This is a genomic window from Proteus sp. fly-1013 (assembly GCF_040140245.1).
GTDB lineage: Bacteria > Pseudomonadota > Gammaproteobacteria > Enterobacterales > Enterobacteriaceae > Proteus > Proteus mirabilis_B.
In genome coordinates, this window is sequence record NZ_JBEEWD010000004.1 from 35450 (window position 1) to 58916 (window position 23467).

Below are 23467 nucleotides of genomic sequence, written 5' to 3' on the forward strand. Positions count from 1 at the left end.
TACTCTACTTCATCTGCTCCTCAACTTGATTTAATAATGGTGACAAATAAAACAAGTTTTGGAAAGGTAATAGTTTGCGCACAGATCGCACTTCTCTATCATCAAACTCACCATTTAATACACCTGATGTAATGTTTTTAATATCACCACCGAGGTCAAATGTAGGGCCTAATAAGGCACCAATCCCATTACGGCTTTGATAACGTGATGCTGGTGGCCCACCAAACATAGCACTCATACCATAAGTACCACCGCTAAGGTTTTCCAATACGTTGTTAGGCTCACCTAACCAGCCCATCATTCCTGACCAGTCTAACCCCTCTTTTACTAAATTAGCCGGTTCGGTATTAATATCTCGTCCTGCCATTTTGGCCTTGAGAACATAGACTAGGGATCCAAGTGCAACCTGAAGCAATGCACCATAATAGAATGATGCATCACCCGATTGTATGCCTGAGACCAACGCTCTATTGTGAGTAGCAAAGAAGAAGGTTTTAAACTGCATCACTATCTTACCTAGTTCGCTACTCATCATTAATGGTGTATCACCAATGCCCGGTGTGATTACCGTAGTTCTTACATCTTTTAATACTGCCGCTTGGAAAGTTTCACGCACAACACGATCATCCCATAAGTGGCTATGTCCTGTTAACATGCCGTCTAAGTCTTCACCGTGTCGCTTAAACTGATCTGCTATACGCTTTAGCATTGATTCATCGATACCAATATGAGCGAGTTTCTTTATTTCTCGTTTACTTAACGAGCCACCAGCATCTAAAGTATTTGCCGCTCTCAGTACCTTAGATTGAGTAACAACACCAGACCACATTTTCATAAAATCGGTATATTGATTCATTAATGTGAAGTTACCAAATTTCTGTGATGACCATTGTAAACCACGCTCTAAATAGCTACGCCTACTATAGGGGTCGCTCAGGTCAGCAATCACCTTAGAACGACTGGATAATACATATTCAAGACCAATACCCATTTCGCGTAAATCAGCTTTAGCAATACGCATAGCACCGATATCAGTTAGCATCTTACCCAATGGTTTTAACGCACTACGTAATCCGTGTTGCATAATCGGACGAGCCATATCAGGTAACGATGATATTGTCATGCCACCTAATAAACGTAAAAAGTTAACGTGACGAGCCACACGACCAGCACGAACAAAAAAACTAGAGGGATCTTTAGGTGCTCCGTAGGTTCCTAATAGACGGTCACGCATAGCACGAATATCACGTAAATCAGCTTCTCTTCGTGCTTCTAATCGACTACGTTCTTTAGGTGTGGTTGCATCAGCAATAAGTTGGTTGTATTCCTCTGTAATCGCTTTGATTTGATTATCCATATCAACACGACCAAACTTAGCAGTGAGTTCAATTTCAGGCGCGACTTGGCGAATATAGTTTTCCATCACATAGTTAACATCTGATTCGAGATAGTCTTTAATGCGTTCATCAGGAATGTTTAGGGTTCTATCTTTTGTAAAACCAGCGCGTTTAACTAATCCATCAGGGATCAGTTCACTTGGTACAATGCCTGACGGGGCACCAATAATTTTATTAACAATATCATCTGCTGCCGCATCTAACTCTTCACGCTCTAAAGGTGTCATGCGATTTAATGCTGACTGTCTAATTCTGTCATGACGAGTTAATGAATTCGCTGTTCGTGTTAAACGACGATGTTCATTTCTAAACTTGCGAGGGTTATCAAGAATATCTACGCTACGTTGTAACGCAGGCAATTTATTCTCAGCATCATTAATACGTTGTAACTTTCGTTGTAATGTCGCTTGTCTTCTTGTTTGAGTTTTATTTAGCTTAGCAAGGTTAGATAGTGAATTTAACTCAACTTCTACCGCATTCTTTTCATTAATGATTTTTTGATATTTATTAATATCATCCATCAACAAAGACTTTTTACCCGACCAACTCTCAGCCTCTTTAATCTCAAGCCCTAAACGTTCAGCTTGTGGTGAAGCATTGCGTGCTTTATCAATACCAATTTCAGCACGATCAAGGCTACCTTTGGCTTTATTTATCGAGGTTTGATTAATCTCTTCTAACCAGTCAGCAATGATTTTCTTAAATTCAGTACGATCATTTAAAATTTTGTCGAATTTATAAATACGAGGGAAGTAGCTTTGTGCTGTTGTCACCTTTACACCTTCACGTAAGATCCCTAATTCAACCATTCTATCTTTGGTTGCTTCGACAATAGGTCTAATAGAACGTGCCGCCTCTGCAATTTGTGGTATCGCATGAGTATCACCATTGCGCATAGCATCACCAACAGCTTCACTAAATTGGTAATAGCTCATATCACGGCCACCAGATTGACGATATTGTTTAAAGTGGTCTTTCGTTGATTCTACTTGCTTATAAACAAGTGTTTCATAACCTCTCACTTTTGTTTCAACAGCGGTAAATGTCGCAATGCCTTCTTCATTTTTAGCAAAGGTAAAGTTATTTTCTGTGAGTTGTTGGTTAATTTGGCGCGCTGTTTTAGAGGGTGATTGAGCAACACGGCCAACAGGGCTAACCATCATTGTTCTATTAACAAAAGATGGTCCTTTTAAGGTTTCTTGTTCTAATGTGGTGTTAGGGACTTCCATTGCACCAACACTAGAATTATCAGGAATATTATTTGGAATATTTTGTTGTCCTGATTGTTGTTCTCCAATTAAATCATTTCTTACTTTTGTTACCAATTCACCACGGTTTTTTACTAATTGCGCAGCTGAACCTAAGGTTCCACCAATCATGGCATCCAGTGTAACGTTAATTGCACTTTCAGTTAATGTTCGTGTTTCTTGGGTACTATGTAATGCCATTTCAGAAGCTACGCCACCAGCGGTATTTGCTAGCGCAAACTTACCTGCTGTTGCACCAACACTACCGCCTTTTACTATTGCACCACCAGGTATCATCATTGCGGCAACATTAATTGGATCAATAACCCCCATTGCTATACTACTCACAATACCGGCACCGCCTGAATCCATTAATTGCTGTCTGTCGTTTTTCTCACGATCAATGCGTTGTTTTATTGCTGCGGTTTCTTGAGGAGAATTTGAATGAATAAAGGCATCGGCATAGTCTTCATAACCTGAAAGCGTTAATTCATCTTCAAATGGGTTATAGCCGTCTACATCTTCAAATTGATTAAAAGGTACAGTAGCAATCAAACTACCCACTGAGTTATCGATACGAAACGCTGCATCACGTAATTCTTTAGTTTGCCGTCTATCATCAAGCGGATTAATAGGGTCATACCAAGACGGTGAAACATTATCACCGTAAGCAGGTTCTGGTTGCTGAACAGCATTAATATCCGCAGATAAAATATCATCAGGTTGTTGTTCGTAAATAGGCATCAGTCTTTATCCCAAGAAAAATAATTATTGAATTTATTTACTCGCTCATTGTGAGCTTCTTTATATTGCTCACGGATACTTTGACGACGTTCATCAAATTCTGAGCGCGATTTATCCAATGCTTCTTCTCGTTCCCTTTTATCCTGTGCTTCCTTAACGCTTTGTTGGCGTTTTTCCATTACCTCTTTATACATTGGTGATGATGACTGTTCTGGTTTAAAGCGAATAGGCAAGCCGTTATCTCCCGTGTATGGGCGATAAATAGGGATATCATCACTACCGGTTTGTTTTATCATTATGCCGTAGCTGTAATCTCTTGGTGTCACTGCATCAGAGACAATAACGATTTCAGTGCCAGAAGAAGCGCCACCAAATGACTTAGACATTAATTGCTTTTTCTCTTCTTCCCATTGACCCGCGATCCAATTGCCAGCACCCGATTCATTGATGCCGTATACAGCTTCTGGTGCATAACGCATAACTTCTTCACTACCATTGATATTAGATACCGCCCACGTTCTTTTAATTTGAGCATTAGTCATTTTCTTTGCTAGTTCTGCATCACCGCCTGTTTCAGCAAAGTTAGCGTCATACAGTGTTTGATAGTCACGTAAGTAAGCGCCATTTTGAGTACCAGGCTTACTAACACTTGGTGAAGAAAATGGCTTATACCAAGGGTAAAAATCATTGATATTAGATTGCGCTGCTTTATCTCTATCCTTGATATATCCTTTATCCCTGATTTGAGAAGCGATCATTTGCTTGGTGCGTTCATCTTGTTCAAATGTCGTCTTAAATGCAGTTTCTACCGCTTTTTCATCAGGCATACCCGCACGACTTAAACTATATACTTTTGAGTAATACGCCATTGTGCTTGATGGAATATCCGTAGCTGATGCCGGATTGTTATCAAATATCTGCCCATACATTTTCGCGATAGGAAGAACTACTTCAGGATCTTTAGACGTTGCCCCCATATTCAATACAGACTTAACTTGTGATGGGATAATCCCTGTCCTTGCTGTGAGTTCAGCAACGGCATTTAAGCTATTATCATCACGTAAATTAAAGCTCTGCTGAATATGTTGTTCAAAGTAATCATCTGCTGCCTGCTGATTGTTCTTATCATTAGGATCAAGCGGAAAGTTATTTTGAATGGAAAGCTGTAATCGGTTAGCTGCAAACTGTTTATCTTGTTCCTTAATATTACCTTCAACGAACTTACCAAATTTCTCCCAACGTTGAATTTTGCTTTCGTAGTTTGCTTCACCCGTTTGAGGTCTGATTTGAGATAACAAAGCTTGCTGTGCTTGTGGCGACATCTCTTTAGCTGCTGACATAAAACCAGCATAACGCTTAGCTTCTTGCATATCAGCAGACATAGCCGAACCTTTGTCATAGCCAAACGCAGAGATTAATTCATCATGAGTAGGCGCATTAGGTGCATCAAGTCCTCTTTCCCATGCTGCGTAAGAGTCAGCGACACGAGTACCGAATTGTTGCTGTAACTCACTTTGCTTTTGCTTACGTAGCTGTTCTGCTTGTCGTAAATATTTTGCTTGGTCAGCTTCATCTAAGGCATCGAAAGCGGCAGATCCAGTTAATAGTTTTGGTGCTTCTGATGTCGCTTGTAATTCAACAAAACCAAGTGCTGACTGTATGCCTGTTGCTATCTGCTCATCAGTGTAATTAACACGATTACGGCCATTTTCCTTATACATTATCGCTGTCGATAAATGCGTTAAGGTATCGAGATTCGTTAAATCTAATGGCTGATTAGGTGCAACACCAAGATAATCAGATACATACTCAATGTATGCCTGAGTATCATTATTATCTTCTGGTGGAGCCCAACGATTAATGATCTGCTCTGGTGTAACAAAACCCTGTCGAGCATAAGAAAGTAGATTTTTACCTAATGCTCTAATACCGTGCTCAGGTGTAGCAAACTTAGCGAATGCCCCATCATCACCGGTTTGCCCTACCCATTTATTACTAGATAGTCGAATATTACCAGGATTGTTGTTTCTAACGCCTCTTACTCCATCATTTGGTACATTATTAGTTGGTACTCTGCTTACCGTACCGAGGCTTGAAGGTTCTCCATTTCGTTCTAAGAACCCCATATAATCAGCACCGAGTTGGTTTTCAATCGCTTTACGTGCAGTCGCTACTTTGAATTCTTGTTTCTTGGCGAGGATCTGCTCTTCACCCCAACCGTGTGATAATCCAAACTCTTCTATTTGCTGAAACACTTGTTTATGTGCAGAGATATAAGCCTGATTATCACCGTACATTGATGCGGCAGACTCTGCATTTAATGTTAGCGTTGATTGAAACTGATCTTGTTCATAAGCTTTGATTTGCCCCATCTCATGACGATTCGCTTGTGATGCAAACTGAACCCCCATTTCTTGCGCTTGTTGCATAAAGCTTTGTCGCACAATATCGTCAGGCAGTGTTGATGATATTTCACCGGCATAATCACGAAATGACTGTTCATACTCAGATGCTTTGCCAATCGCATTTTTACCTTGCTGAGAAAGTAATCCATTTTGTGGATCGGTCATCAGTTCGTTGGCTTTCTGTCGTAGCTGTAATGCGGCATCTTGCGCCAGTGCAACATTGGCCCTTTGTTTTGCTTCTGCAAACAAACCAACATATTGCTCACCAACACGACCAAATCCAGCGCCAAAAGCATCAGGTGATGATTGAACAGAAAACCCATTATTTGGTAACTGCTCAGGCATAACCGTTCTATTATCGTATGTAGGTACCTTTGGCATAATTAAAATCCTTTTGGTGTTTTAGCAAATGTCTTACCCGCTTTCGCAGCACCTGAGCCACCACCACCGAACGGACTCCATGTACCACCAGCCAACTGATACGCACCATAAGCTTGAATAGGTGCTGTTAATAACGTTGTCATTGCCCCCATATTGCCTGAGCGTCTTGCCATTTTTGCATTAAGGCGATCATTCTCAGCTTGCATACGATAGCCATATGCTTCACGAGAAGCGTTATTTACCATAGTTAACGCATCAAGCTCACCCATTGCAGCAGTATCACCTAAAATATCTAAAGCCCCAGCAGTGCTTAAATCAATGCCACTGGCTGACATTGTTGCTGCCTGTGTACCTGCTAATTGGCGAGTGCGTCTACGCTGTTCTTGTGCCTGAGCATTGCCTTTATTAATTGCATCAAGTGCAGCATCTTCATTAATTTTGGCGTTTTGATTAGCCACTGATGCTTGAAATTTACCATCGGTATATTGTCCGTATGCTTGCAACGCAGAAGTACCAATTACTGCTGCCGCTAATGTTGTTGGTTCACACATTATTTAGCCCTCAATGTAAAACGATGGAAAGGTAACTGAAGTAAACCTGCTGGCTTTGCTTCTTCAATCTGAAACCCCAACCAATGGAGCCAAGCTTTAGCAATATGATTACGTTCATCGACATAATTCATCAGTGTTGGGTATTGCCCTAACATCTGTTTTAAGATGGGTTTACAACGCCGTAGAAAGGTTTTCTGGTGTTGCTCTAATAAATCAGTCCCCACTAGCCAAGGGATACCTAAACCAGTAAGTAATGAGCCAGAAGCAACACCAAAAATAGTCACGACTTCATCATTAATAATGCCGGCATAGGCTTTAGTAGAAATAGATAAGCCATGTCGTAATACCTGCTCAGGTGTTTGCATTGACATAGCGTAGAACTCATCAACATCAGCTTGTCTTATATGTGGTAATAAACGAACAATATGTTCATGAGTAGCAGGAATAATTTGTACATGATGTTTTTTCATTTCAGAAACCACCAGCATCAATACGCGGAATAACAGAGAGCACCGCTAACGGTAACGGATCAACCTGTCTAATAAAGACACGTCCGTTTTTGCTCCAATCTGCATCTAAATTAATTTCAACAATGCCTGTGGCATCATCAACAGGATTGTCGTAAAACTCGAATTGGCGTTGAGGATACTCATATAACCGTTCTTTTTCAGTACCAGCCCAAATACCCCGACTACTATTTACAATTAAGCTGGCAACCTTAATAAGTTTCTTCTTATCAAGTAATGTTTCTTGCCCATTAATATGGATATCAAGTGTTTCTAATTCACTGGTAATAGGTAATCCGATATGCACTACGGCTGATGGCGTATCAATTTCCACTGCACCATTGGTGACAATAGCCTGAGGTGAAACATTAGCATCAGAGAGAATATTAACTGTCTTACCTTCAAGATGATTTAAGCCAGCAAAGCGATAGCGGGCAATGCTCCATTCAGTAGTGGGTGTATTTTGTAATGCTGGTGGAATATTGCGATTAGCAGAAATAACAACTTGATTTGCAGATATATATTGAACAATCTTACAGCGAAGCTCTTTGTGCTCATTATCTTCAAAATAAGGAATATTGACGGCACTACCAATATCAGAAGCACTAAAAATTGGATCGCCTGAAATCACTAATGGATAGTTTTCTTGATAGTTCCACTCACCTGATCCACCCGTGATGGTTGCTGTTTTTACATCATCTGTGTTTCTACCGTCATAACTTAAGCCTGAATCCACAAAGAAAGCATCTTCTGTACGAGTAAATAAACGGCTAGCCAAGCGCTCTACATATCGAACCTGTTTGCCGTTTACTGTACGCTGGACAATAAAATAAGCTGAATCTTCATTGCCTTCACTGATGGAACATGTGGACTCAAATTTCCCTTCTGTCGATTGTGGTGCCCATGCAAAAACTTGCTGTTCTCTTAAATAGGTTAAAGCCAGCATTAACCCATCGTCACGAATGCACCATGCAATTGAATATGGAACCGTAGTAAATGACCAATCAACAATACGGTGACGTTGAAATAGATGATTTGCCAACATAGTTAAGTCAGTGCCTTGGTACCCATCCACATCAAAGGAATACGATAAATCACGCACAGCACTACCTTTCTCTTGTATATAAAGCGCAATGTTCGCAACAGAGATCGGCGGTAAATCACTTGAGCCGTTAGCCCCTTGTGATGACATTGAAAAACTGGAAGGTGTAAGTACTTTGTTCTGATCGCCTGTAATTTGATATTCACCACCAGAGGTCAATGCCACCAGCGAACCGACATCAATCAAATGGCGAATTTCATTAACTTGACGACCTGCATACGTGTAGATAATGCGATCATCATCCTGAATAGGATTATTGCGACCAAAGTCTTTATAGTCACCGCTACGACTGGCCCATATCGTTTGTGGATAGGCACGAGAGCCAGCAAAGAATAAACGTTGTTGATAATAAACAACGGTGCTTGGATAACCATCAACATCATTCCACACTGCACGCGCCCATTTATGGCTTGCATTATCTTCACCAACGGCATTGGATGGAATATAAGAGATCACCTTTCCTGTGGCTGTTTTGCCATCTTCACTAACAGTTTCAATTTTTACGATACCAAAACCACTATGCAAATATTCCCACTGGATCCCTGTATCACCACCCCAACCATCCCAGCTCATTCCTTCAGTATGAGACGGTCTTAGTGTTCCTGTTTTACCGCCACTATTGGCACGATAGTAGTTACTGTCAGCACGGCGTTGATCATTAAGGTTGGTTGTTTTATCTGTCTCCCATACAGGAACCGCATCAATATCACGTTGCTCTAAATAGAACTGCTTACCTATTTGCTCGGTACCAAAAATATCATGCGTAGACGTTAACGTAATTTGCCCCGTGCTTGCACTGGCATAAACTTTCATTGCCTTATCGGTATTGATATCTTCAAAGGGACCGTTCTTGGTTTCAACGGAGACTAACTTCCAATCATCATGATCGTAACGCTGTAACTCCATTGGTGGATAATCAGTATGAACAATCGTCATAACATCGGCTGATTGCGTATACTTCAAATCAAACAAATCAGCTTCTTTATAAGGTGTCTCTAACTCAAACACTTCGCCTTTATGTTCACCATCAGCATAGAGAACCTGACCACCATCTTTAAATACGCGAATATAACGATCACCAAACTCTAACGCATAGGTTTGTACAGTGCTGAATTGGAAAGGAATAAGGCGAGACTTCTTATTTTGATACTTTGTTTCAGCAATAAAGCGTGTTCCGGGTCTATTCTCAACGCCACCATATTGACGAACAATAAAGTTATGGCACTTGCGCAGTGCGGTTGAATACTTCGCAAGATCAACACGACCATATAGGCTTGGTGCAATTTCACCGCCTGAAAAACTAGGTTGAATAAGACTAAATGGCATTATGACAACCTCGCTTGTGTGAATTCATCCATATAATCAGTTGGCTCTGCTGACTCACTTAATGAATGTGCTGCCGCGCTTTTAATAACACCTTGATAAATTTGTAATGCTTCATCACCAATACCTGCATTTGATGCCAATGGACGAGCCAACTCAGCCGCTAAACGCCATGCAAGGGCATCTTTAAATAACGCATCAAACATATTGACATCAGTAATACGTGCAACATACTCAAGCCATGCACTAGGGTGATCAGTAAAAATTAATCGACCTGTACCGTTTTCATCTGAACCAACATGAAAATGGATTGCTGTATCTGGTCTACGGTACTTTTGATGAGGTTCGACAATACCAATGGCTTTTAAGCAATCATTGGGATAGCGATAGGCATACGCCCAATTAGGTGGTGGATTATTTGTATTGGCTAATGCCACCTTTTTAGTAGCAAAGTTCCAAGGAAAATCGGCCAGCACACTGTCACGGCATTGCGCATAATGAAGGTTGCATTGAACGGCTTCTTTGCTGGATTCAGTCATGCTATTAATTGAACGACTATTACCAATGCGACTTAATGCAATATTGCAAATTTCAATTTCTGAGGCCATATCATTTATCTCCAATAAAAAAGGGGCTTTCGCCCCCTTTATCATCGGGGGTTAAACCCCAAGTTCTTTCCGCTTTTCATCTATTGCGGTGCGCATTTTATCTGCGCCCATATTGTGATGAGGTGCTTTACCAAATAGCTGGGTATATTGCTCACGAAGCGCATCAAGGCTTGAGTCAATCGCCACACCTGAACCGCTTACAGCAATATTACTTACGCCTTCAACAGTATTATCACCAGCCCCATCAGCCACACTATGAATATCAAGTCGAGCATCAGCGCCACCAATTAACGCTAAGTTAGCGCCAGCTATACCGTCGTACTCAACCTCTTCACCGATTTCAAGTAGACGCCCAGCGATAAATGATTTTTTTAAAACCTTATATCGTGACATGTCACACCTTATTGAGTTACAGCATCGTAAATAGGATGAGCATCAACAGTTAGGTTAATGCCCGCAGTGAACTTACCCGCCGTTAATGGCCCTTCTGCAACAACATATTGCAGGCGCAGGTACTTCAGAACGCCTTGAGGTACTTTCGCCACAATACGTTTACCTGCATTTAAATCAGCAATTGGCATTGCCACAGATTCAAAGATAGATTTAGCATCAGAGAATTTATCGTCTGTCGCGGTTTCTAACTTGATTTGAACAGTCGCTTCACCAGCTGCTTTAGCCTGTTCAGTCACTTGTGCAAACAGCTCTAATGGCTCACCAATACCGATATCACGAAATGTGCCATGCACTGGCGTTAAGTCGATAATTTGCTTACTTACAGCAGATGCAGTAACAGCCTGATCCAGTGAAAAAAGCGTTTCTTTATCTAAAATCATTTTGACTATCTCCAAATAAATGAAAGTTAGCAGAGCCGTTAAACGACACCGCAATAACTTATTTCACCTGATCTTCTGTCGTTAGAATGGTGTCAACTCGGCGAACAGGGATCTCATCGAATGTGACGACTTTCTTACCTGCCACTTCTGCCATAGAAATATTGACGTTTTTACTGTTTTTAATTTGGCGACGCATCCAGCTACGGATTTGGTGATTACAATAAATAGCTGGACGGCCTAATGATAAATTAGGAATTTTTTCAATTGCTTGAATCAATAAGTCAGGAAGGTCAAGAGCATCTTCCTTTTCTGGATCTTTACCAATTTTAGATAAATCAATATTGGCGATACGGACGACATAACGCCAGTCACGCACCGTTAGTCCATTTTCCCATTTAAAATGGGTGCTATACCCCTGATATTTACCACCATTATCATCTTGTAACGTCACTTCACCTAAATGGTTTTGTTCTAAACCTGCTTTAGAACCTTTAGGGAAAATGCCATGAACCGTATTTTCACCCCATACCACTAACCAAATAGAAGTTAAGTTACTACCAGTACCACCAGCATCAATAATGTTGACGGCATTCTTCGCTTTCATATCGTTAAAGCGTGCGGCTAAACCCGTAAAGCGCTGAGGATGTACAGATGTATCACCATAAATTAAAGTTTCTGCCATTTCCTGATTCATTGACTCAATAAATGCAAGAGATTCTGACAGTAAAAACTCATTTTTCTGACCATTTAGATCAGCCAGTTTTTTATCAACTTCAGAGTAAGTTTCCAGCATACCCGTTGTATCGGTTACTTGTGCTGTGGTTGATTTACTAGGCGGAACACCATAGTTAAGCAAGCGCCATGTTGCAGATGGTAAACCAGTACGAACGGTTGTACGGTGGCCTGTTGGCAAGTTGCCTTCAACAAAAACCATGTCATCTAATATTTCATTAGTTTGACTTAACAGCTCAACAATCTTCGCTTGCTTGCTGTCAGGGCCTTGTCGTTTAGCCCAATCAACGAGAGTTAAAGCAGGCATGTTATTTCCTCTTTGTTATCCAAATAAAACATCAGCAGCACTTTTACTGCCGTTACTGTTGCCAGTGACAAGACCGTCCTCTGACATTGCTTTGCCTATCTTGGCAAAAGCCCGAATAATCTCTGGGTGATTACCTAACCCTGTTTCTGTTAAATACAATTTCAAATCATCAGAACCATAGGTATCTAATGCCTTTTGTGCTGCACCAATAGACTCATTTGATCCTAATTCTTCATCTGCTTTAACAGTTTTAACCCATTGCTCAGTCTGCTTTTGCCAACCATCATTGATTTGTTTCTGAATAGCAGGCATGATTTTAGAGCCATAAACATCAACCAGTTTTTGCGCTTGTTCGTTGTTTAAATTCAGCTCACGAGCAATCGGCTCAAAGACTTCTAATGCACCTTTATCAAGCTCTTGCCCTTCTTCTGGTGCTTTAAATTCATACTTTTCAGGCGCACCTACATCTGATTTATTGGCATCATTTTTCTTATCAGCCAGCTTGCCCTGCTCTCCACCATTCTCTTTTTCAGTGCTTTTAGTAGGATCATCACTATTTTCTGGTGGCTCATTTTTATCTGTTGCTGATGTTTCTTGAGTAGGTTCCGTTGCTGTACCGCCACCGCCTTCACCTCCCTCGCTGTGTTGCTCGTTATACAAACGACGCATAATTAATTTCTGCCATAAGTTCATGACTGTTTCTCCCGTTGTTAAACGCTTGGTGTAGCTGCTTCATTTGCCATTTGCGCATAAAGCTCAGGGCAAACTTGGTGTAATTGATTGAAAACTTTTAACCCATAGTTACGTTCGCCCTCTCTAAATGCCATTGCATAGGGATCATTAGAAAAAGAGCTACGAAATACGCCAGAGTCAGAAATCAAACGCCAAATAACAGCACGCCCAGCTTCTGTGGACATAACCTCTTTTAGCTGTTGTTCCTCTTTCTCTTGCCTATTTTTTTGTTGAATATCGTATTCAGTGCGAGCAATTCTCTCGTCTTCATACGCATCGAATGGATGTGTCATTGAGCACCTCCACCAGCCATAGCGGACAAGGCACTATCATTATCAAGATTGGTATCACTGAGGGTTTTAGCACCATCAATAGCAGACTGCGCCATTTGCATCTGCGCCATTTGTTGTTGCTGTGCTTGTCGCTGTTGGCGTATGGCTTGTACTTGCTCATTGGTTGCAACGATAGTTGGAGAGACACCAATTGCTGATGCATAGTTATCAATAGCATCATCAGCATTAAGTTTATCTAGGGCCTCTGGCTTAACTTTTGCCAAATTGCCAACAAAGCCAGCAAAGCGTTCGATACTGCCAACGCCAATCGATTTCTGTGCCTGAGCCATTACAGAAATGTACTCAACCTTTAGATCCATTCCCTGCATTTCATCAGGCGCAACGGGAAGTAAGTTTTTGTTTACCAAGATTGAGAAAGTGCGATTAATCAGCTTGTCGAGTAACTCAGAATCAAGGCGTTGCAGAACGGGCCCTAATTGCAATAGCTTCTCTTCTCGCATCTCAACAACGGCTTCAATCGGCATAGAGCGCGTATTCACCATTTGCATCATGCGGAATAAATCAACAAAGTAAGCGGTATCAATCAGTTGACGAGTATCTTGAACATCTTCAAGTAATGCTTTCAATGCTACAGGTTGAACATCAAAAATCGTTTGAATTTTATTAGTAGGATTTGCCTCATCAAGATAGTTAATGCCACCGGGTATAGTATTTACCCGTTGGTTTTTTAATGAGGCTGGCACTTGTAAAGGTGGATTGGTCAGCTTATCAATCATCTGCGCTTTACGTTTTTGCATTAATTGAAGTGCTTTAGTACCACCTAACGCCAACATACCAGGGCAAGATGAACCGTAAACATCTTCACCATTGACTTCCCAACGTGGCGCCATGATAGGAAATTCATCATAGCCAGACTCACGTAACACTTTCTCGTGATCACCCGCCACTTCAAGATAAACGGATTTAAAAGGCTTGTGCTTCGCCTCTAACTTTCCTGTTTGTCGTTCAAGGTTTGGATATACGGCATGAACCACTTCAACCCATTGGCTGTACTGGCTTGAATTCCACATTGATTTAACAGTGTCGCTAACGCTATCAATCCCGAACTCCATTACCAACTGGCGAACGGTCATCGTAAATTTGCGATAGCAAACATCAACACTCAGGCTTGGGCTATTCGCAATGTAGTAACTGCCAAGAGGGAAATGAACGGTACGGATAATACGCTGGCTATCTTCAACAACTGCCATTGCTGCAGTGCCAAAGGTACCTAAATCCCCATACATCAACGGTAATGATTGATAGAGATTAGAACGATTGAACACTTCGTTCATACGCTGTTCTGTGGTTTCTAACCAAAGTTTTACAGGGCCATAATCCATTAAATCAGGATCAGGTGTCGCTAAACGAAACCAAGGACGAGCAGGACTTGTAATACCTGACATCATGCCACTGGAAAGCACCGATGAAGCCAAAGACGCCGTAGGGTCAATGATCTTACTATTACGGCGATCACCTCGATTAACATCAGATGCAGTAAAGCGCGTACTACGCGGACGAGTGAAATCTGACAATTCACGCCAATGCGGTTCAAATGAGCTACGCTCTGTTTCCAACTGATTAAGTTGTTGCAGTAGCTGTTGTTTCAATGGCGTTGACATAGTCACCCCTTATTGACCAAGTAAGGTTTTACCGCTGGTGGATGCTGAACTTGTCGCACCCTGCGCACCCGTTAGTAACGTAGACTTACGACCTGCGGCTGCACGGCGACGACGCATTTCATCATCACGACTACCCGTTACTGCCGCATCTTGTTCTTGAGGTGCTGCCTGAACTGGTGGAGGGGTAGTAATTTTTGGAGTTGAGCCTAATCCGCACATAATTCACCCATATATTAAATTAACCAATATTGCATATTAAATTAATAATACATGTTATTTTACAATATTGAAAATTATAACTACCATTTTGGTTATGCAATGCCACTGCATTTTTCTCGGTATTGTTACCACGACAGCGTGCTTTACCTTAGGACTGTTTGCCCTCTACTCCAGAGGGCTTTTTTTATGCGAATGGATCGTAATCTGAATTGCTGACATTAACGCCAGAATGAGGTGAGGAATAATTTCTATCTATTTTAGTGACTGGATAGGCGAATGTCAGTGCTAGTGCGTCCGCTTTACCTGGTGAACGACCTAAGCGTTTTTTTATATCATCTTTACTTTCTAATTTTATTTTTCCGTCAAGACGAACAACATATTCAGGTGCTGATAAATCATCGGCTGTCTCTTGGTCATCAATAGCCCCGCCAATTTTTAGCCATGTCTTAACGCTGTTATACATCTCACCGCGTTTGTTTGCCATCTGTGGATCGGTTGAACTGCTGTTAAATGGCACTAAACGCCATACTCTACCCCACCCATTTCCAATTGAATGAATACCGGTACCATATCCAAAGTCAATATGAACACCATCAGCCTTGTATTGATCCTCAAAGTCAGCGATACGCTTTGCCATAACAATATCGTCTATTGTTTTAGCTCCAGTCCACAAACATTTACTAAATAAACCTTGACGTAAATAAATTACCGCATCATCAGCACCGGAGTATGCAGGGTCAACACCAATAATTACGGGAGCATGAGCAACTTCTGCCTGTGTGACAATTCGCTTCATGGCTTCATCGGTTAAACCTGTTGGAATAAACTGTAGTTCTGATGCTGATGGGAACACACCACGAACACGGACTTTAAAGAAGTCGCTATCTTCGCCGTAATCCTCTTCCCAATTTTTAATCTGCTCTTTGTTGCTACCTTCAACGGTACGGCTATCAATCTGCTTAGTATTCCAACGATGTTTAAACTTACGAAAGCACTCACGAAAGCGCCCTGTGTTACGGGTTGGGTTACCAAATGCAATCCAAATGATTTCAGTACCTTCATCCGTTAACGCCCCTTCTGCCACTTCCCATACCAGATCGGCAATATTAGACGCTTCATCAAACACGAGGATAATACGCTTTCCTTTGTTGTGAAGCCCTGCAAATGCCTCTGTATTGTTCTCTGACCACGGTACCGCATCAGCACGCCAAGCATTAGCATGATTAGGATCGTTTGAGTAGATAGCTGTCTTAGTACAAGTAAACCAATTATTGGTAAGTGATAGCCGTTGCCACTTCGCTATTTCTGGCCACGTTTTAGTACGTAGCTGATTTTCGGTGTTGGCAGTGACGACTACCTTACAATCTTCGCAGGTATCCATACCCCACTTGATGATCATTGAAATAAATGCAGATTTACCGATACCGTGACCAGAAGCACGAGCAAGTAATAATGGCTGGTGGCGTGTCTTTGGATTACGCAGATGTTCACCGATTTCATTTAATGCTTCGGCTTGCCACTGACGAGGGCCATTATATTCTTCAAGCTCTCCACCAGCTTCACCCCACGGAAACGCGTAATACGCATAACCTAATGGATCATGCGTAAATGATGCAATATCTTCAATGAGTTGTTCTTCTGGTAACTTCTGCAAAGCTTCTGACATTACTCAATGCTCCCTTGCTGAGCACGTTTACGAGCAGATGCCAACTTATCAGCCAATGATACATTTACATCAACCTGCACCCTATCTCTAAAAGCATTGATATCAACGTGCTTACCAATCAGTTCAAGCACCTTAATTTTATCCAGCAACTTTACTTTTTTAATGCGAGTATCACCGTCAATATCGATAATATCGAATGCAGCAACACTTTTACGCCAAATAGGTGACCATTCGGATATTGGTTTAATATCGCCTTTCTCATTGAGAATATCAGCAATATCTGCATCAAGCATATCGACCAAACGCCTGAGTACATTGTCAGCACTCATCTTGGTTCGCTTATTTCGCTGTTGCATAAGTTGTGCGATACGCTCTTGAATGCGGGGGTCAGCCATTAGCTGTGATGCACGTTTGCAAGCACTGCCAGACGCATATCCAGCAGAGATTGCAGCATCAGTTTGATTATCGGGGGATTTGATATATTCCTGACAGAAACGCTCCATCTTGTCGTTGATAGGCGTTGGCTGTCGTGCAGGTTTCTTTCTTGGTCTTTTGATAGTCATAATCATCACCTCTTTGGTTATTATGACCACCAGAAAGTTAAACTTCAAATCATTAAATATTAACTAGATTCCTAACGATTTTTTTGTACAGTATTCTAATACACCCATCGATTGCCTCTGATATTCAGTTATAAACACTTTTGAATCATTAAGGTATGTAATTAAATCACTGATTGGTGGATTCACTTTAATAAAGCTTTGTAGACTAATTAAAAATTTATCATTGTAATGTTCAATAGTATATCTAAGTTTTAACAACTCATTAATTAGCTCACTATCTATTTTAGATATCTCTAATAAATATTTATCAATTATTTTGCTGGAATGTTTTATAAAAATGAAACCATCTTTTATATCATTTTCTGTTTCATACTGTAAAAATGGCTCAGAACCAAGATTGTTATAATTAAAACTTAGTAACTTTTCATTCCATACAATGTTGCAAAAAGTAACGAATTTACTCATATGAATAATATTACTAGATACTTCATTTTGGATTAAATAGCACAATGATTGTAGCTGTTTTTTCTTACTAATTTCTTCTGCGTGTGCTGCATCCTGCTTTTGCTTTTCATACAGCTCAATTGATGTATCTATCGCTCTTTTAGCTGATTTTGTAGATTGATAGGTCAAATATAATGAGCCCATACCAACAACTAACGCTGTACCTGCAATCCAATCGAACGCCATAATACCCTCAGATAAAATCAATTTTTCCTCATTCTACCTTCAACATCATTTCACGCCAGCCCTTTGTTACCCAACACTTAGCATCACCAGATAAACAGCATTGCTGAATGGGTAATTGTTCACCACAGCGACCACACTTACGTTTAGATACTTCCTCAGCTTGTCGCTTATATTCCGCATCATCTTTACGAATAAGCATCTGCAAGTATTCAACAACGTCATACGGCTCACGACCGGGCATACGCAGAACACAATTACGCTGTAACATCTCCAGCTCTTGATTATCCACCAGCAATTCAATCTTTGTTACGCCAAGTTCCTTTTGGCGTCTACGTTGTAATGCCTTACGTTCAGCGGGTGATTTAGCCATTTACTAGCTCCTCAGGTATCTCAACTTCATTACCTATCTCAAGCATAACAACCGCTCGACAAATAGCTTCTTGAGCAATATTAGCAGTGGCGTAATCACCCATTAAATGTGGCGGTGATGCATAGCAATAATTAACCCCATCAACTTCCTCAAACATTAAATCAATCCAGTAGTTATTTATAAGCTCGCCACATTCACGCCAATCACTTGAATATTGCTTAACGAAAAAATCAATTCGTAGCCCACCTTTAGGTGGAAATGTATAACCGCTCTCTAAATATCCAACTGGAGCTAATACCATCCCCTCATTTTTTCCATCAATATCAGGAGGTACTGGAATTAATTCATATCCACCAACTGCTAATGCTACTGCATAGTTAAGCGCTCTACCTGTAAGTTTTGAGGTCTTAATTTTCATCATTGCAATTTCATTGCTTTGCAAATCATCCTCACCCTGTTCGTTAAGATAATTATTTATTGCACCACACTGCTTACATTCCGTATGAGATAAATTTGTTATAGGCCCAATCCAAACAACTTCTCCACCACAATCAGCACATACCATTATTTCGACCTCAATTAAAAAAACTCACAAGTTTCAATGAATTTAATCGTAACAATCGGTTCATAACTCGCTCACTACGATATGGCTTATATAACTTACGATTCCAATCGTCCGCTTGTTTTCCAGCTTTCACATATCTTCGCTTACGTCTCATCCTTTCATCAGAATAAATCCACATCAATTTTTTAATTTCTGTTCCTTTCATCACTCAACCCTCAATTAATAGCGCTGTGGTATTCGACGCTCAAATTGTCTGCATGAGCGCCACATAAATTAGCCCAGAAGATTACCATTGCCTCTGCATCTAATTCACATTCAGCTTGCATTAGCTTTTCAAATGGTTTTCCGTTCCATGTGCCAGTAATTTTGTAAACCGCCCCGTCATCCATCTTAAAAATCCTCTTGCGTGACATGTCACGATTGTTTGATTTATTGAATAAGCCTAATAGCATCAATTTCTTGGCTCATAATTTCTTCCCAAACTCATTCAACGATTAATTAACTCAGTCACGAACTTAACTCATGGTAATAAGTTCATGATTTTCTGTATTTTCAGGTAACGTTACCCCTATCTTTCCCTGCTCACCCCAAAGCTTTGACGCGCTGATATTCCACACCCTGCAATCCTCATCAAAGATGGCGTCCATAACGGCTTTAATCAGGTTATCGACATCAGGACGTTGCTGGTGGGGTTTACCATTCATCTCAATGCGTTTCTTCTTGCTCCATGATTTAGGCATAGGGATAACAAACGTTAGGTGAGCACCGCTTTCAGGTAGCGTAAAACGGCTAGCTCTCATCTCGTCACAAAAAGCGTGGTACTTAACGACAACCGGTCTTTTCTTCCATGCGTCACGTTGTGTCATACGTGGCTTTGGTACAGGATTGATATAATAAATTTGCTGTTTCATGCACGTACCGCCACCAGCATTGCGTTCATACGGTTATGAATATCAGCAATCTTTCCATGCTGTAACGGTGGTAAGCTCTTTCTGACGTAGGTTAGTGAGCCTTTCTGACAGATAACATGCTTATCCGTAGGTTTTGCTGGCTTCTTGGTCATTAGAGATGCTTCTTTTTTGATATCTAATTCACGTAGGCGCTCCATGTAATCAGGCGTTAGTTTGTAGACATACCCAATGCCAACTACCGCTTTGCGTTCTACAACGGAGCTTTCAATCAATTTAATCAGTGCATAATTGGTTGTTGAGCGGTTCTTCTTTCCCTTGAGATCAGAAGCAATTGCCGTTATCTCGTTAACTGACAATGGTTTTTTATTGTCACGTAAAATATCAACAACTAAATCCTGCATAAATTTCATGTACGATAACCCTTAATAGATTAATCATTATGGTTAATATATCCAATTTGGTTATGTTTTCAAGTATAAAAAAACAGAGTTTTTAATTAAACTCATACCTACTTAAAACGCTCTCAAATCGTCTATACGCTGTTTTCACTACTCAGACATCCAATCGCATACCTACAACAAATAAAACTCACCAGTGTTTATTACGCTAAGGATTTTGATATCCAATAACCCCTATTTGATTTTTAGTTTACGAAATTACTTAACTAAACGCCGATAGCTTTGCCATGTGAAATTTATCGTTGTTGGATTTCCCATTCGGAGTCGATCTATTACTCGTTCATCCAACACTTTGGATAGTTGGGTATAATTTAGGTTTGTAAGCACTCCAACAGGCTTTTTGTTTGCTAGTCTTCGATCCACTACTTGAAATATAATTAATTCCTCATTGAGGTTTCCACGTTGTACACCCACATCATCAAGCACTAGCAAATCAACATCACACAGATCATCTATCAGTTTTGACTCTGTTGTTTTAGCATCCTTTTGATAGGTTTCACGAACCTTCATCATTATGTCTGGCAGTGTAGCGATCAGAATACTTTTCCCTTTTTGGATAATGTGGTTGCCTATGGCTGACGCTAAATGATTTTTTCCAGTACCAGGATTACCACTGAAAATGAACCCACCAAATGATTTACCAAATTGCTCAGCGTATCTCTTAGCTTTGTACAATGCTCTTTGTTGGTCTTCACATGTAACGTCATAATTATCGAATGAACAATTTTGGTGTAATGGGCTAATACCTGATCTACCCATGATTTTATTTAAACGAGCTACTCGGTTTTCATTTGCGATCCTCATTGAATCAATTTCACCCTGCTCTCGTTGCCATGCCATTAATTCAGCAGAAGTAGTAAATTTAGGTTTAATATGCTCAGGCATTATTCGCTTTAGCCTTGCTAAGGTTGATGATGCAGTCATCAGAAGTCCTCCGGTATAAACTCATCGTTCTTTTGAGGTTGAATGATCCGTTGTGGTGGTGAAACATTTGGTTTGAATAGTCCTTGCCAGCCATTTGTAATGGTTTTGCTAATTATTTCTTCAGGTGAAAAACCTAACTCATAACACTCAGTGAGTAATTTTATTTGTCCACTGAACGTTTGTTTCGATTTTATCGGGTGCTTGATTTCCTTTCGGTACTCAATCCACTTCTCCCAAACTTCAGGATTTAGCCAATCAGGTATTTTTTCTTCCAGGATATTAAAACCTCGCTTTTGTACCGACTTTTTTTTCAAGGGGGATTTAGGGGGTTTTATATCTTGTTCTTGTTCCTGCTCCTGTTCTTGGCTTCGTAGGGTCTTCAAAGCCCCTTCAAAGCCCCTTTCATTTTTTATAGATGATTCTCTTGCAGAACTTAAATTAAAAGCATCTTTATACTTATCATAAAACATTGATAGAAATTGATTTTTAGGCTGAGAGTCATACTCTCTTTGTATACCGATACACCGGTTATCTGATGGCTTCAAAGATGATGCTATTTGATATTTTGCCATCTCGATCACCCAAACAACTTCAGCATCATCATCATAGTGGCAAAAACCTGCTTCAATGCACCTTAGAAGCCCCTTAGAAGCCCCTTCTAAACCTAGCCCTGTTTCGTGCGCCATATAGATAATAGGTAGGTAATACATGCCGATCATATTGGCGTGAGGATTGGTTAATAAGTACATAGAGACAATAAGTGCTTCATGCCCTTTTTCTCTTATTTCCTTACCTGTTTTTCCTATCCAAAATTGTGGGGAAACTTTTCCATAGTCACGCATAAAACACCATTCACTTAGCGCTGTTAATTAATTGCTTTAACACAGAGCGATAGACTGTTGAATTTTCAAAGTTGCATTTAACGCAAACACCATTACAAACATAACGTTCAGCAACATGACCGTTCTTGCATTTCTTACCTGTAAAAAATTTTCCAAGCCCTTTTGAAGCAGCTTCTTTTCGACTAATAATCTCCATTTCAACCTCATTTGATTATGTGTATGTGCAAATGCTATCCGTTATTTTAAAATAGATCAACCTAAAAAGACTTATTGGTTATCAATAAAAAATTAAGGACCACCGAAGTGATCCTTATCAATAAACAGCCTTTGAATTATTATCGAATAAAGAAATTGATTAATTGCTCTCTGGTTGCATCTGCACCGAACTCAATACAGACATCATATAACTTATTGAGTTTACTTAGTGATGGTTTGCGTTTTGCATAGCGTAGCTGATGTGATAGATACAATTGGCTATATCCCGTTCTTTGAGAGAATGCTTCTCTTTGCTTAATCGTTAAGCCATTCCAAAATTTTTTAAAGTCGAAAACTTCCATAATTTCACCAATTTGATTAACCAATAAATAATAGTAACCGTTTAGGTACTTTACCAAAAGGGTTATTTGTTTGTTTAATACACCATAACTTAATCAAATTTGTATAAAGAATAGACACCAAAGGACTTGGAGAAATGAAAAGCATTGCTGAAATTAGAAAAGATAACCTGATTTATATTATTGAACGCTACTACAACGGCAAACAAAAACTATTGGCTGATGCGTTAGGCGTAGCACCAAGTATGATCTCTCGTTACCTATCACCAAAAGATTTAAAAAGTCATCGTGAACTCACCGACCCAATGTCACGCAAAATTGAATATGTGACTAGAATTAGCAAATATTGGATGGATGTAGACCACTTAAAAGAAGGTCATGCGGAGTCAGAAAAAGAGGAATATATTCCGACTGAAATTGGCAAGATACTCTCAGATAACATCACAACATTTATGTTAAACGATGGAATAAAATCAAGAGTTAAGCTTTCTGTCGATTCAGGGCTTGCACAATCAACAGTTAACCGCATTATTAATTGTGAAGCCAGTGCCACCGCTGAAAGCATTGATGCCATTGCAAAAGCAATGGGTCGCCAAGCCTATGAATTACTGATCCCTAAAAATGATAAAGGCACTATTAACTATGATAGAAGAGCCTATTCAAAACTTCCCACCAGCGAACAAGCTGCTATTGAAAACTTCATTGAATTTATCATTAATAAAAACCAGCCTATCTCCCACGACTAACCCTTTCCATTAAAAAGAAGTCATATACTGGCTTCTTTTTACTCTTAATAAATCATTAAATTTCATAGTGATAAAAACAAACATAACCACATTGGTGATTTATTTGTTTTTCATGGTTGACAATGGTTAATTTATGG

At 40.2% G+C, this 23467-nt stretch carries 26 protein-coding genes; 1 reads left to right on the plus strand and 25 read right to left on the minus strand.

Annotated elements, in window-relative coordinates; translation table 11 throughout:
* Window positions 1–4 precede the first annotated feature (4 nt).
* The 25 genes from ABN236_RS08870 to ABN236_RS08990 all read right to left on the minus strand — a co-directional run bounded on the left by ABN236_RS08870 (window position 5) and on the right by ABN236_RS08990 (window position 22587).
* Complete coding sequence (locus tag ABN236_RS08870; RefSeq protein WP_349473836.1) at window positions 5–3388, minus strand: hypothetical protein; 3384 nt, start codon at window positions 3386–3388, stop codon at window positions 5–7.
* On the minus strand, window positions 3388–6174 hold the full coding sequence (locus ABN236_RS08875; RefSeq protein ID WP_349473837.1) for a hypothetical protein: 2787 nt from the start codon (window positions 6172–6174) through the stop codon (window positions 3388–3390). The genes ABN236_RS08870 and ABN236_RS08875 overlap by 1 nt, the downstream gene beginning before the upstream one ends.
* Before the next feature lie 2 nt (window positions 6175–6176).
* Window positions 6177–6725: a hypothetical protein gene (locus ABN236_RS08880; protein WP_109910716.1), complete on the minus strand. Its 549-nt coding sequence runs from the start codon at window positions 6723–6725 to the stop codon at window positions 6177–6179.
* Entirely contained in the window at window positions 6725–7195 is a 471-nt protein-coding gene (locus tag ABN236_RS08885; protein ID WP_349473838.1) for a hypothetical protein, read from the minus strand. Before ABN236_RS08885 ends, ABN236_RS08880 begins: the two co-directional genes overlap by 1 nt.
* A gap of 1 nt (window position 7196) precedes the next feature.
* Complete coding sequence (locus tag ABN236_RS08890) at window positions 7197–9659, minus strand: phage tail protein (RefSeq protein ID WP_349473839.1); 2463 nt, start codon at window positions 9657–9659, stop codon at window positions 7197–7199.
* Window positions 9659–10264 carry a phage connector family protein gene (locus ABN236_RS08895; protein ID WP_135000028.1) on the minus strand — a complete coding sequence of 202 codons (606 nt, stop codon included), beginning with the start codon at window positions 10262–10264 and terminating at the stop codon, window positions 9659–9661. Before ABN236_RS08895 ends, ABN236_RS08890 begins: the two co-directional genes overlap by 1 nt.
* 51 nt (window positions 10265–10315) lie before the next feature.
* Complete coding sequence (locus ABN236_RS08900; protein ID WP_196716150.1) at window positions 10316–10657, minus strand: hypothetical protein; 342 nt, start codon at window positions 10655–10657, stop codon at window positions 10316–10318.
* 8 nt (window positions 10658–10665) lie between these two features.
* Window positions 10666–11097, minus strand: coding sequence for a Bbp16 family capsid cement protein (locus tag ABN236_RS08905; protein ID WP_135000029.1), 432 nt, complete (start codon window positions 11095–11097; stop codon window positions 10666–10668).
* Between the two features lie 58 nt (window positions 11098–11155).
* Window positions 11156–12136, minus strand: a complete 981-nt coding sequence (locus ABN236_RS08910; RefSeq protein ID WP_349473840.1) for a major capsid protein — start codon at window positions 12134–12136, stop codon at window positions 11156–11158.
* A 15-nt stretch (window positions 12137–12151) separates the two neighbouring features.
* Window positions 12152–12829 carry a peptidase gene (locus ABN236_RS08915; RefSeq protein ID WP_349473841.1) on the minus strand — a complete coding sequence of 226 codons (678 nt, stop codon included), beginning with the start codon at window positions 12827–12829 and terminating at the stop codon, window positions 12152–12154.
* 17 nt (window positions 12830–12846) lie between these two features.
* Complete coding sequence (locus ABN236_RS08920; RefSeq protein WP_069368913.1) at window positions 12847–13161, minus strand: Bbp19 family protein; 315 nt, start codon at window positions 13159–13161, stop codon at window positions 12847–12849.
* Window positions 13158–14822, minus strand: coding sequence for a portal protein (locus tag ABN236_RS08925; RefSeq protein WP_349473842.1), 1665 nt, complete (start codon window positions 14820–14822; stop codon window positions 13158–13160). The genes ABN236_RS08920 and ABN236_RS08925 overlap by 4 nt, the downstream gene beginning before the upstream one ends.
* Window positions 14823–14831: 9 nt before the next feature.
* Window positions 14832–15041, minus strand: coding sequence for a hypothetical protein (locus ABN236_RS08930; protein ID WP_020945812.1), 210 nt, complete (start codon window positions 15039–15041; stop codon window positions 14832–14834).
* 184 nt (window positions 15042–15225) lie between these two features.
* Complete coding sequence (locus ABN236_RS08935) at window positions 15226–16707, minus strand: terminase (protein WP_260280542.1); 1482 nt, start codon at window positions 16705–16707, stop codon at window positions 15226–15228.
* Complete coding sequence (locus ABN236_RS08940; protein ID WP_115065431.1) at window positions 16707–17276, minus strand: terminase small subunit; 570 nt, start codon at window positions 17274–17276, stop codon at window positions 16707–16709. The genes ABN236_RS08935 and ABN236_RS08940 overlap by 1 nt, the downstream gene beginning before the upstream one ends.
* Before the next feature lie 57 nt (window positions 17277–17333).
* Window positions 17334–17960 (minus strand): hypothetical protein, encoded by a 627-nt coding sequence (locus tag ABN236_RS08945; RefSeq protein ID WP_060555922.1) that lies wholly within the window; start codon window positions 17958–17960, stop codon window positions 17334–17336.
* A gap of 28 nt (window positions 17961–17988) precedes the next feature.
* A complete protein-coding gene (locus ABN236_RS08950; RefSeq protein WP_075671819.1) occupies window positions 17989–18330 on the minus strand; it encodes a hypothetical protein in 342 nt (113 codons plus the stop codon).
* On the minus strand, window positions 18323–18895 hold the full coding sequence (locus ABN236_RS08955; RefSeq protein ID WP_349473843.1) for a hypothetical protein: 573 nt from the start codon (window positions 18893–18895) through the stop codon (window positions 18323–18325). The genes ABN236_RS08950 and ABN236_RS08955 overlap by 8 nt, the downstream gene beginning before the upstream one ends.
* A gap of 215 nt (window positions 18896–19110) precedes the next feature.
* A complete protein-coding gene (locus tag ABN236_RS08960; RefSeq protein ID WP_286414996.1) occupies window positions 19111–19284 on the minus strand; it encodes a hypothetical protein in 174 nt (57 codons plus the stop codon).
* Between the two features lie 126 nt (window positions 19285–19410).
* Window positions 19411–19806 carry a RusA family crossover junction endodeoxyribonuclease gene (locus ABN236_RS08965; RefSeq protein ID WP_161772415.1) on the minus strand — a complete coding sequence of 132 codons (396 nt, stop codon included), beginning with the start codon at window positions 19804–19806 and terminating at the stop codon, window positions 19411–19413.
* Window positions 19803–20216, minus strand: coding sequence for a hypothetical protein (locus ABN236_RS08970; protein WP_064505760.1), 414 nt, complete (start codon window positions 20214–20216; stop codon window positions 19803–19805). Before ABN236_RS08970 ends, ABN236_RS08965 begins: the two co-directional genes overlap by 4 nt.
* A 246-nt stretch (window positions 20217–20462) precedes the next feature.
* The gene (locus tag ABN236_RS08975; RefSeq protein WP_004243368.1) at window positions 20463–21188 is read right to left on the minus strand and encodes an ATP-binding protein; all 726 of its coding nucleotides are present in this window, start codon (window positions 21186–21188) and stop codon (window positions 20463–20465) included.
* Entirely contained in the window at window positions 21188–22030 is an 843-nt protein-coding gene (locus ABN236_RS08980) for a phage replication initiator YdaU family protein (RefSeq protein ID WP_349473844.1), read from the minus strand. Before ABN236_RS08980 ends, ABN236_RS08975 begins: the two co-directional genes overlap by 1 nt.
* 10 nt (window positions 22031–22040) lie before the next feature.
* Window positions 22041–22226, minus strand: coding sequence for a hypothetical protein (locus tag ABN236_RS08985; RefSeq protein WP_004243371.1), 186 nt, complete (start codon window positions 22224–22226; stop codon window positions 22041–22043).
* Window positions 22227–22365: 139 nt separating this feature from the next.
* Window positions 22366–22587 (minus strand): hypothetical protein, encoded by a 222-nt coding sequence (locus ABN236_RS08990; protein WP_231135526.1) that lies wholly within the window; start codon window positions 22585–22587, stop codon window positions 22366–22368.
* Window positions 22588–22721: 134 nt separating this feature from the next.
* Here ABN236_RS08990 and ABN236_RS08995 point away from each other — a divergent pair, with 134 nt between their 5' ends.
* Window positions 22722–23330, plus strand: coding sequence for a DNA-binding protein (locus tag ABN236_RS08995; RefSeq protein ID WP_072068383.1), 609 nt, complete (start codon window positions 22722–22724; stop codon window positions 23328–23330).
* The last annotated feature ends 137 nt before the right edge of the window (window positions 23331–23467 follow it).